Here is a 10,435-nt window from a genome sequence, read left to right as displayed (position 1 = left end):
CACAAACCCTTTCTCGTCTACCAAAACCGGCTCAGAACCCGGTGTAACCCGACGCCGCCGCCGCGTCGGCGGCCACATAGGTGCCCGCAGCATCCCCCAGGTTGGCCTGGGCGATATCCAACAACGTGTTGATCCGCGCGGCGGCCTCCACAAACCGCGCATGCGCGGCCTGAAACGCCGCCGACGCCTCACCCTGATGAAACGCCTGCGCCGACACCGCCTCCTGCTCGGCCTGGCTGACCGTGCTGCGCATCACCCCCGCCTTAGCGCCAAACGCCGACTGCGCCGCCACCAACTGCGGAATATGCGCATCCAACAAACTCATAACAATTCCCTTCGTTCTTTCGGGTGCTAGCTGTCACGCGCTCCGTCACCTTCCTCGGGAGCGCCGTCCGGGCCCCAGGTGCCCGGCATCATGGGCATCTTGGGGCCGCCGCCGAACTCGTCACCGGCCAGCGTGGTCAAGCCCGCCGCCCTCGCGGCCGACTCCTTGGGTGCCGTGCCGGCAAACCCGAGATTTCCGGCACCCTGGTCCGAGGCCGAAGTCGGCCCGCCGGCCGCGGCGTCCCAATCCGGGTCGACGTCGATATTGGCATCCATGAATTCGTCGCCGTAACCACGCTGCCTCGCCCGTCGGCGCCGCCGTGCCTGCGCCGCCCCGCGGGCGCTCGCAGCGGCCGCCGCCGCGACGCTACCGGCTTCGGGCGCCTTCCTTTTCGCGCTGGATGCGGCGCTGGCACTCATCCCCGAGCCGGATCCGATGCCGGGGGGAACGGCGTACGGGGGGACAAAACCGACCGCACCCGCGGCCGCGGGCGGTGGCGGTGGCGGGGCCGGAGCCGGAGGGGCCGGGGGGCTGGGCGTCGGGGCAGGTGCCGGCGCCGTCGCAGGGGTCGCGGCCGGGACGGCGATTGAGGTCAGCCCTACGGCCGGCAACACGCTGGGTGCGGCGGCAACGGGTGCCAGAGCCACAACTGGCTGAGGGATGGCGGCCAGCGCGCCCAGCGCGCCGAGGCCGCCCACTGACGCGAGCGGGGCAGCCGCCGCGGGGATTGCGGCGTACACCGCCTGGAAGGGCACGCCCGCAAAGTAAGCAAATTCTTCGATGTGAAGCGGAAAATCGAACAGTTGCCAGCTGATCAGGTATTGAAAAGCCTGTACCGGATTTTGCGTCAGATATACGCCGAACTGTTGAAAATCCTCAAAGACTTCGAGGGATCGAGCAACCCACCACATCGCCTGGCTCGGATCCACATACGCGTCGTAGGTGAGTCCGTTCACCGTGCCCGCGCTGGGATTCCAATTTATCCCGAAGTTCTGCAGGATATTCGAAACCAGGTCATCCACCGGGTTGTCGATCAGCGGGGCGTGTGCGACAGGGCTGTTTCCGATACCGAAGTTCTGCAGGGCCTGCACGACCTGCGGCGGGAGATTTAGCGGATTGCCCGGATCGACCTGCGACGGGTTGGTGAGCAGGCTTTGGTAGAACTGCTGGATCTGCTGCAGGAAGTCCTGCAGCGGGTTGGTGCTCGCCGCGGGGTTCGTTGTCGCGTCGGATTTCAGGATTTGCGGCGCCGGGGTGGTCTGCGGCGTGGACGCCACCGCGGCACCGGACACCGCTTGATAGGTCCCCATCGTGAGGGCGGCCTGAACCCACATCCGCACATAGTCCGCCTCGTTGACCGCGATGGGGATCGTGTTGATCCCGAAGAAATTCGTGGCCAGCAACACGCCGTGAACCACATGGTTGGTGGCCAGTTCGGCGAGGGTCGGCATGGCCGCCAGCGCGGCGGCGTAGCCCGCGGCCGCGGTCTCCAACTGGGCGGCCGCCGCCGTGCTGTTGGCGCTGGCCTGCATCAACCACGCCAGATACGGAACATACGCCGCCACATACGACTCGGCGCTGGGGCCCTCCCATGCGCCGCCCTGCACCGACGCCAGCAACGCGCTGAGCTCCTGCGCCACCGACGCGTATTCAGCACTCAACGAATTCCACGCCCCCGCCGCCGCCACCAGGGATCCCGGCCCCGGCCCGCTGCTCAGCAACGCCGAGTGCACCTCCGGCGGTGCGGCCATCCAGATCGGCGCCGTCATCGTCAGCCGCCTGGGGCCAGATACGACGATGCCGCCGCGGCATCACCGGCGGCGTAACTGGCGCCCGACTCGCACAACCCGAGACCCGAGCGGCCCAGTTCCTGGATGCCTTCGGTAGCCACCGCCTCGTGTCTGGTGCCCGCAACGCTGAACAAGAGGGCGCTCTGCAGCGACACCGGGTCGGCCGCCGGCGGCGCCACCACCGTTATCAAGGGGGCAGCGCCGGCGTGGGCGGCCGCCAATCGGGCGGTCACCGCGTCGACCCTCGCAGCAGCGGCGACCAGGCCTTCGGGCAGGACACGCAATGTCATGGACAGACACTCCCGGGCTGGAAATCTGGGCCGATTGCCAGAAGCGTACTGAAAATGATTGTCGTTAACAACTGGATGGCGTCCAATGCCTTGCATGCGGCGAGCAGCCTCCCGCGGCTTGGGCGGATGTCCACGCCGCAGTCGAGTTGCCCTCGGTGAGCGCTAGATCAACGGACGCCCTGTCCGGATCCGGCGGTCGATATCCCACAGGAGCACGTTGAAGGGGAACTTCCGGACGAACCACGGCATCATGCCGTTGACAGCGGCCAATACCACCATCAGCCGGTCGAAGCGCCGTTGCTTGGCGGCATCCCACGGCAGCCGCATCTCGTCGCGGAACCGCTGCGGCAGAAAGCCCGTGGTGATCAGCAGCGAAAAGCCGTCCGACAGGCGCTGCAGGGGGCGCGGCAGCGCCACGCCCCGAATGCGTCCCGCGGCAATGGGATACAGGTATTCCCGAACGGCGTCGTCGATGTGCACCTTCGCCAGGGACTCCTGCCAGTACCGGTCGAAGGCCGCCCGGTCCGCCGGCCAGCTCTGCGGCGGCACCTGCAGCGTGGTGGCCAGCGCCATGCCCTCCCGGTAATGCCGGTCGGCGTCCTCGCCGTCCAGTTCGCCGATGAAGGTGCGGTAGATATCGACCCCGCCCTTGTACAGGCATGCCGCCACCCACAGCTGCAAGTCGACGTCGAAGGCGTTGTAGGCCACCGGGCTTTCCGGGGTGGAGTACACCTGCGCATGCGCCCGGTTCACCGCCCGACGGAAGGCCTCCTTCTGCGCATCGCTGCCGGCGGTTGCCACCGCGAGGTAGGTAAAGGTGGTGCGCGCCCGTTTGATCGGGTGCAGGTCCACCCGGCCGCTTTCGACGCGGCTCTCCAGCACCGCGTAGCCGACGCCGGGCCGCGCCAACTGCATGATCACGTTCGCCGGCCCGGCCAGCAACGCCACGCCCATCAAACCCTCGTCGATGCCCGACGCCCGCCCGCGGCGGGGCGAGCGGGACCGCCGGGGCGAATCGGCGATGGGACGCTCCACCTGCCGAATCGTCTCGTGAATTGCCATAGGGAACCCCTCCGCGACACCGCCCCGCTAAATGTGCGAACGCTTGTTTCCTGATGTTGTCGCGTGTCGGCTCTGGTGTCAAGATGGTGGCTATGGCGGAGGCATCCAGCGCGCGGCCCTACCGCGGCGTCGAGGCCGCGGAGCGGCTGGCCGCCCGCCGCCGCCGGCTACTGGCGGCCGGGCTGGACCTGCTGGGGGCCGACCGGCAGGATGTCCCCGCGCTGACCGTCCGCGGCATCTGCCGCCGGTCGGGCCTGGCGGCCCGATACTTCTACGAAAGCTTCAGCGACAAGGACGAATTCGTCTCCTGCTTGTTCGATTGGGTGGTGGCCGAGCTGGCCGCCACCACCCAGGCCGCGGTAGCGGCGGTACCGGCGCAGGAACAGACCCGCGCGGGGATGGCCAACATCGTGCGGACCATCGCCGGCGACGCCCGCATCGGACGGCTGCTGTTCAACACTCAGCTGGGCGACCCCGTGATCGTGCGCAAGCGCGCCGAATCGAGCGCGCTTTTCGCCATGCTGTCCGGTCAGTATGCCGTCGACACGTTGCGGGCGCCGGCGAACGACCGCGTCAAGGCCGCGGCGCACTTCGTGGTTGGCGGCGTCGGGCAGACCATCAGCGCGTGGCTGGCCGGCGACGTCCGATTGGAGCCCGACCAGCTCGTCGATCACCTGGCCTCGCTGCTCGACGAACTCACCAATCCAAACCTGTACCGCCTCAAGGAAACAGCGGCAGGTGCCATAGCCGCATCCGGGGATCAAGGAGCCACAAGCGCATCATCGTGAGCCGCATGATGCGTACCGCACCGCGGATCAGCAAGATCGCCAACGGCACCTCGATGCCCAGCGCGGTCACCACCGATATCCAGACGTCGTCGGGTCCGGCGGTCATCAGGTCGAACCACGCGTCGCAGACCAGCAGCACCCCCGCGGTGAATGCGGCGAGCACCACAAGCTGGCGACGCAGGTAACCGAGCAGGGCCGTTGCCAGCATGAACACGACCAAGAGGATGTCGAAAACCACCCACGTGGCGGTCCAGTTGTGGGCGACGTAGTTCGCCGGCAGCGTCATGGACAGATACCCGAGCCAGGGAACCATCGCGATCGAGCCACCGATCATCAGGCCCAACCGGATGCGCCGTATCCGGCTGAGGAGCACAGGGTCGATCACGTCGCTCAGCGGCCGCTCCAGCCGGCTGATCAGGTCGCGCCGCTGCTCGGGCGTCAGCGCAGCGATCTGAGCATCGGAGAGAATGCCGTCGGTCATCTCCGTCTAGCGTACGGCCTCCACCGGCGGCCGTCGGTCGGCGGCGGACTTGGGGACGGCCTTGTTGTCGCTCGTGGTGAATTCCTTGACCCAGCAGGCGAATTCCAGCGTGATGCCGTCGGGATCCTGGAAGTAGAACGACCGCACGTAAACCCCGGGATGCACCGTCGCCGACACCTGCCTCGCACTCTCGTCGTGGTTTAGCACCGGGCCGACCCGCACGCCTCTGTCCTTGAGCCGCTGCCGGTAGGCGTCGAACTTCTCGGCCGGCACATGGAATGCCAGATGGTTCATGGTGCTCACCGCGCTGGTGATGTCGCCGATGCCCGGGATGGCGCCCGGCGACGAGATGCCCGGCACCCGGTCGGCGGCGGCGGCGAACCAGAAGAATGCGACGCAGTCGCCGTTGCCGGCGTCGAAGAAGAAGTGCTGCCCCGTGCCGTCGGGCAGATCGAGCGATTTGATCAGCGGCATCCCGAGGATGTTGGAGTAAAAGTCCACGGTGCGCGCCATGTCCGAACACACCAGGGCGACATGGTTGATCCCGCCGAGTTCGAATTCCGTGTTGGGGTTGTGCGGCTTGATCATCTTGCGGCTCCTATCGATCCGCGGGGTCCTGGCCAAGATTCAAATCTGAATCTAACATCAGATTCAGTTCTGCTCCAGGAGGTGCGCCAGGTGTCGACCGCGGCAGACGAGAATGACCGGCCCGGCCACGTCCCCGCGTTTCCGACGCATCGCGGCAGGCGGACACACGCCGCGATCGACATGGCCGCCCGAACGGTCATCGCGCGCAAGGGGATCCTGGCGACAACGATTGCCGACATCGCCGCCGAGGCGGGCCGTTCGGCGGCCTCGTTTTACAACTACTACGACTCCAAAGAGGCGATGGTCCGGCAATGGGCCCTGCGATTCCGCGACGAGGCCAACCAGCGCGCGCGTTCGGTGACCGGGCACGGCCTGTCCGATCGCGAGCGTGCGTACGAGGCCGCCGCCGCGCACTGGCACACCTACCGCAACCGGCTCGCCGAGGTGATCAGCGTTTCACAGTTGGCGATGGTCAACGACGACTTCGCGCAGTACTGGGCCGAAATATGCGCGGTGCCAATTTCTTTCATCAGCGAGACGGTCAGGCGCGCCCAGGCCGAGGGCCACTGCCCAGACGACGACCCGCAGCTGGTCGCCGAGGCGATCGTGGCCATGTTCAACCAGTTCTGTTTCATCCAGCTCACCGGGCAGGCCGAACCCGACGACGCGGCGTGCATCCGGACGCTGGCCAACATCTACTACCGAGCAATCTACGGGGCGTCTTCCAAAGGCGGAGGTGAGCCGAAATGACCCGTCACAGTGGCGCCGCGACGGTGGTCCGCGAATTCGTCGGGCTGCCGTCGCCCACCGCCGGCCGGGCCGGGGCCGGCGGGCATCCCTGCCAGGGCCTATACCACCGCGGGGCGGGACGCAAGCCGAAGGTGGCGATGATCGCCACGCATTACCAGATCGACTTCTCCGAGCACTTCCTCGCCGACTACAGGGCCACCCGCGGCGTCGGATTCCTGGGCTGGAACACCAGGTTCCGCGGCTTCGAAAGCAGCTTCCTGCTCGACCACGCGCTGGTCGACGTCGGAGTCGGGGTGCGTTGGCTGCGCGAGGTCCAGGGCGTGGAGACCGTTGTCCTGCTGGGCAATTCGGGCGGGGGTTCGTTGATGGCCGCCTATCAGTCACAGGCGGTCGAACCGAACGTGACCCCCTTGGACGGCATGCGCCCTGCGGCCGGGCTGACCGAGTTGATGCCCGCCGACGGCTACGTCGCCACCGCCGCCCATCCCGGTCGCCCGGACGTGCTGACGGCGTGGATGGACGCCGCCGTCGTCGACGAGGACGACCCGGTGGCCACCGACGCCGACCTCGACCTGTTCAACGAGCGCAACGGACCGCCGTACTCCCCGGAGTTCATCACCCGCTACCGCCAGGCGCAGACCGCGCGCAACCACGCCATCACCGACTGGGCCGAGATGGAGCTCAAACGGGTTCGTGCCGTGGGGTTCTCGGATCGGCCGTTCACCGTGATGCGCACCTGGGCCGATCCCCGCATGGTCGATCCCAGCATCGAGCCCACCAAGCGCCGGCCGAACACGTGTTACACGGGCGTCCCGGCCAAGGCGAACCGCTCCGCGCACGGCATCGCCGCGGCCTGCACGCTGCGTAACTGGCTGGGCGTGTGGAGTCTGCGGGTGGCGCAGACCCGGGCCGAGCCGCACCTGGCCCGCATCAGCTGCCCGGCCCTGGTGATCAACGCCGAGGCCGATACCGGAGTGTTCCCGTCCGATGCCCGGCGCATTTACGACGCGCTCGCCGGCGCCGACAAGGCGCAGGCCTCGATCGACAGCGACCATTACTTCACCACCGCGGGCGCGCGCACCGAGCAGGCCGATACCATCGCCAGGTGGATACGCCAGCGGTGGGCTTGAGACAGGCGTTGAGGGTTCTCGCCCATTTCGTTCCCGGCGAGAAGGTGCTCGACTTCGTTGCGCCAGAATCGGATTGGCTTGACGTCCGATGGTGCGCCGAAGACGACGATGCGGGCTTTTATCGAGAGCTGCCGCAGGCGGACGTGATCTGGCATGTGCTCCGGCCGCTGTCGGGCGCCGATCTGCGGCGCGCGACCAGGCTGCGGCTGGTGCACAAGCTCGGGGCCGGGGTGAACACGATCGACGTGGCGACCGCAACGGAACGCGGCATAGCGGTCGCCAACATGCCGGGCGCCAACGCGGCGTCGGTGGCCGAGGGCGCGGTGCTGCTGATGCTGGCCGCGTTGCGTCGGCTACCGGAACTGGACCGCGCCGTCCGCCAAGGGAGGGGCTGGCCGGCGGATCCCGGGCTGGGCGAGACGGTCCGCGACATCGGCGGCTGCACCGTCGGGCTGGTCGGGTACGGCAACATCGCCAAGCGGGTGGGTGAAATCGTCGCGGCGATGGGGGCGACAGTGCTGCACACCAGCACCCGTGACGACGGCCGGCCGGGCTGGCGGCCGCTGCCCGAATTGCTGGCCGCCAGCGACATCGTCTCGCTGCACCTACCCCTGACGGCGCAGACCCATCATCTGCTCGGCCGCGACGCGCTGGCCCGGATGAAGCCGAATGCGTTGCTGGTCAACACGTCCCGTGGCGCCGTCGTCGACGAGGGCGCACTGGTCGATGCGCTGCGGGCCGGGCGGCTGGCCGCGGCGGGGCTGGATGTCTTCGAGGTCGAGCCGGTGGCGCCCGGCAATCCGCTGCTGGGCCTGGACAATGTGGTGCTGACGCCACACGTCACCTGGCACACCGCCGACACCATGCGCCGGTATCTGACCGAGGCCGTGGCGAACTGCCGCCGGCTGCGCGACGGCAAGCCGCTGACCGATGTAGTCAACCAACCGACTGGTTGTTAGCTTGAAGGGGCTGGCCGAACAAGAGCCAAGGAAAGGCGACCAATGCCGATCGCAATAACTCCTGAGCATCAAGACCTGGCCGACTCGGTGCGATCCCTGGTGGCGCGGGTGGCGCCGTCCGAGGTGCTGCACGCGGCCTTGGAGTCCCCGATCGAGAATCCCCCGCCGTATTGGCAGGCCGCGGCCGAACAGGGGCTGCAGGGTGTGCATCTCGCGGAATCGGTCGGCGGACAGGGTTTCGGCATCCTCGAATTGGCCATCGTGTTGGCCGAGTTCGGCCACGGGGCGGTGCCCGGGCCGTTTGTGCCGTCGGCGATCGCCAGCGCGCTGATCTCCGCGCACGACCCCGAGTCCAAGGTGCTCTACGAGCTGGCGTCCGGCGCCGCCATCGCCGCCTACGCGCTGGACTCCGGCCTGACCGCCACCAGGCACGGTGCCGCGCTGGTGATCCGCGGCGAGGTCCGCGCGGTTCCCGCGGCCGCCCAGGCGTCGGTGCTGGTGCTCCCGGTCGCGATCGACAGCGGCGAGGAATGGGTGGTGCTGCGCGCCGAACAGCTCGAGATCGAGCCGGTGAAGAGCCTGGATCCGCTGCGCCCCATCGCGCATGTGCGGGCCAACGCCGTCGAGGTCGGTGACGACGCCGCGCTGACCAACCTGACCATGGCAACCGCGCACGCGCTGATGTCGACGCTGCTGTCGGCGGAGGCCATCGGCGTGGCGCGCTGGGCGACTGACACGGCGTCCCAATACGCCAAGATCCGTGAGCAATTCGGCAGGCCGATCGGCCAGTTCCAGGCCATCAAGCACAAGTGCGCGGAGATGATCGCCGACACCGAGCGGGCCACCGCCGCGGTGTGGGACGCCGCCCGCGCGATCGACGAGGCGCGCCAAAATGATTGGGACACCGCCGCTTCCAGCGTCGAGTTCGCCGCGGCCGTGGCCGCGACGCTGGCGCCGACGGCCGCCCAACGGTGCACGCAGGATTGCATTCAGGTGCATGGCGGCATCGGGTTCACGTGGGAGCACGACACGAACGTCTACTACCGCCGGGCGGTGATGCTGGCCGCCTCCTTCGGCCGCAGCTCGGAGTATCCGCAAAAGGTAATGGACACCGCGACGAGTACCGGGATGCGCGCGGTGGACATCGATCTGGATCCCGACACCGAAAAGCTGAGGTCCGAGATCCGGGCCGACGTCGCCGCGCTCAAGGCGATGGACCGCGAGCCGCGCAAGGTCGCGATCGCCGAGGGCGGCTGGGTGCTGCCCTACCTGCCCGAGCCGTGGGGCCGGGCCTCCGGCCCGGTCGAGCAGATCATCATCGCCCAGGAGTTCGCCGCCGGGCGGGTCAAGCGGCCGCAGGTCGGCATCGCGGCATGGATCATCCCGTCGATCGTCGCGTTCGGCACCGAGGAACAGAAGCAACGGTTCCTGCCGCCGACCATGCGCGGCGAGATGGTCTGGTGCCAGCTGTTTTCCGAGCCGGGTGCCGGATCGGACCTGGCCGGGCTGAGCACCAAAGCGACCCGCGCCGAAGGCGGTTGGCGCATCACCGGCCAGAAGATCTGGACCACCGCCGCGCAGTATTCGCAATGGGGCGCGCTGCTGGCGAGAACTGAGCCAAGCGCCCCAAAACATAATGGCATCAGCTACTTCCTGCTGGACATGAAGAGCGAAGGCGTCACGGTCAAGCCGCTGCGTGAGCTGACGGGCCAAGAGTTTTTCAACACCGTCTACATCGACGACGTGTTCGTGCCCGACGAGTACGTGCTCGGCGATGTCAACCGGGGGTGGGAGGTCAGCCGCAACACCCTGACGGCGGAGCGGGTCTCGATCGGTGGCAGCGACGCGAATTTCCTCGCGACGCTTCCCGAGTTCGTCGATTTCGTCCGCGACGGCCAGTTCGACCAGGTGGCGCAGCACCGGGCCGGGCAGCTGATCGCCGAGGGCCATGCCGCCAAGGTGCTGAACCTGCGCTCGACGCTGTTGACACTTGCCGGCGGTGACGCCATGCCGTCCGCCGCGATCTCGAAGCTGTTATCGATGCGCACCGGCCAGGGGTACGCCGAGTTCGCGGTGTCGTCGTTCGGCACCGACGCCGCGATCGGAGACACCAACCAGCCGCCGGGCAAGTGGGGCGAGTATCTGCTGGCCAGCCGGGCCACCACCATCTACGGCGGCACGTCGGAGATCCAGCTCAACATCATCGCCGAGCGGCTGCTGGGCCTGCCCCGCGACCCGTAATCGCCCGAAAAACCCGGGCCATGCCGACCGG

Annotated in this window: 11 protein-coding genes; 5 read left to right on the top strand and 6 right to left on the bottom strand. The window is 68.0% G+C overall.

Going from position 1 to position 10,435, the window contains the following annotated elements; genetic code table 11:
* Window positions 1–31: 31 nt before the first annotated feature.
* From JWP83_RS21210 to JWP83_RS21195, 4 genes are all read right to left on the bottom strand, one after another.
* Complete coding sequence (locus JWP83_RS21210; RefSeq protein ID WP_297734275.1) at window positions 32–325, bottom strand: WXG100 family type VII secretion target; 294 nt, start codon at window positions 323–325, stop codon at window positions 32–34.
* Between the two features lie 26 nt (window positions 326–351).
* A complete protein-coding gene (locus JWP83_RS21205) occupies window positions 352–2,094 on the bottom strand; it encodes a PPE family protein (RefSeq protein ID WP_297734272.1) in 1,743 nt (580 codons plus the stop codon).
* A gap of 2 nt (window positions 2,095–2,096) precedes the next feature.
* Window positions 2,097–2,405, bottom strand: coding sequence for a PE family protein (locus tag JWP83_RS21200; protein ID WP_297734269.1), 309 nt, complete (start codon window positions 2,403–2,405; stop codon window positions 2,097–2,099).
* A gap of 162 nt (window positions 2,406–2,567) precedes the next feature.
* Complete coding sequence (locus JWP83_RS21195) at window positions 2,568–3,467, bottom strand: oxygenase MpaB family protein (RefSeq protein WP_297734266.1); 900 nt, start codon at window positions 3,465–3,467, stop codon at window positions 2,568–2,570.
* Window positions 3,468–3,550: 83 nt separating this feature from the next.
* Here JWP83_RS21195 and JWP83_RS21190 point away from each other — a divergent pair, with 83 nt between their 5' ends.
* Window positions 3,551–4,255: a TetR/AcrR family transcriptional regulator gene (locus tag JWP83_RS21190; protein ID WP_297734264.1), complete on the top strand. Its 705-nt coding sequence runs from the start codon at window positions 3,551–3,553 to the stop codon at window positions 4,253–4,255.
* Here the strand turns inward: JWP83_RS21190 and JWP83_RS21185 are convergent.
* Complete coding sequence (locus tag JWP83_RS21185; RefSeq protein WP_297734261.1) at window positions 4,188–4,736, bottom strand: hypothetical protein; 549 nt, start codon at window positions 4,734–4,736, stop codon at window positions 4,188–4,190. The two genes, JWP83_RS21190 and JWP83_RS21185, sit on opposite strands and share 68 nt — an antisense overlap.
* 6 nt (window positions 4,737–4,742) lie before the next feature.
* Entirely contained in the window at window positions 4,743–5,324 is a 582-nt protein-coding gene (locus JWP83_RS21180; protein ID WP_297734258.1) for a VOC family protein, read from the bottom strand.
* Between the two features lie 180 nt (window positions 5,325–5,504).
* Here JWP83_RS21180 and JWP83_RS21175 point away from each other — a divergent pair, with 180 nt between their 5' ends.
* Genes JWP83_RS21175 through JWP83_RS21160 form a run of 4 tightly spaced genes read left to right on the top strand, consistent with a single transcriptional unit; the run spans window position 5,505 to window position 10,404 of the window.
* Complete coding sequence (locus JWP83_RS21175; RefSeq protein ID WP_297734281.1) at window positions 5,505–6,074, top strand: TetR/AcrR family transcriptional regulator; 570 nt, start codon at window positions 5,505–5,507, stop codon at window positions 6,072–6,074.
* Window positions 6,071–7,204 carry an alpha/beta hydrolase gene (locus JWP83_RS21170; RefSeq protein ID WP_297734255.1) on the top strand — a complete coding sequence of 378 codons (1,134 nt, stop codon included), beginning with the start codon at window positions 6,071–6,073 and terminating at the stop codon, window positions 7,202–7,204. Before JWP83_RS21175 ends, JWP83_RS21170 begins: the two co-directional genes overlap by 4 nt.
* The gene (locus tag JWP83_RS21165) at window positions 7,195–8,163 is read left to right on the top strand and encodes a 2-hydroxyacid dehydrogenase (protein WP_297734278.1); all 969 of its coding nucleotides are present in this window, start codon (window positions 7,195–7,197) and stop codon (window positions 8,161–8,163) included. Before JWP83_RS21170 ends, JWP83_RS21165 begins: the two co-directional genes overlap by 10 nt.
* Window positions 8,164–8,205: 42 nt before the next feature.
* Window positions 8,206–10,404 (top strand): acyl-CoA dehydrogenase, encoded by a 2,199-nt coding sequence (locus JWP83_RS21160; protein ID WP_297734252.1) that lies wholly within the window; start codon window positions 8,206–8,208, stop codon window positions 10,402–10,404.
* The last annotated feature ends 31 nt before the right edge of the window (window positions 10,405–10,435 follow it).

It is taken from the genome of Mycobacterium sp. (genome assembly GCF_025965855.1).
Lineage (GTDB): Bacteria > Actinomycetota > Actinomycetes > Mycobacteriales > Mycobacteriaceae > Mycobacterium.
The sequence above is the reverse complement of the archived record's forward strand: the minus strand, read 5'-3'. Positions and strand labels throughout refer to the sequence as shown.